Genomic DNA, 245 nt, shown 5'->3' with positions numbered 1-245 from the left:
GACGTGCAGGACATTCACGGCTTCTACGGCAAAAGTCACATACTGCAAGGCGTTTCCTTGCAGATCGGCGAAGGCGAGACCGTCACGCTGCTGGGCCGCAACGGCGCGGGCAAGTCCACCACATTAAAGGCGATTGCCGGCATCGTCGCGCCGAAGAACGGGCGCGTCGCATTCAACGGCACGACGATAAGCGGGCTGCAGCCGCACAAGATCGCGTCGCGCGGCGTGTGCTTCGTGCCCGAACA

1 protein-coding gene is annotated in these 245 nt (G+C 62.9%); it reads left to right on the top strand.

The annotated features are described in order from the left end of the window. Window positions 1-245, top strand: a 245-nt coding sequence (locus SB753_RS40350; protein WP_410805586.1) for an ATP-binding cassette domain-containing protein, incomplete at both ends; no start/stop codon positions are given.

This window comes from Paraburkholderia sp. SIMBA_053 (assembly GCF_046534895.1).
Taxonomy (GTDB): domain Bacteria; phylum Pseudomonadota; class Gammaproteobacteria; order Burkholderiales; family Burkholderiaceae; genus Paraburkholderia; species Paraburkholderia caledonica.
The sequence above is the reverse complement of the archived record's forward strand: the minus strand, read 5'-3'. Positions and strand labels throughout refer to the sequence as shown.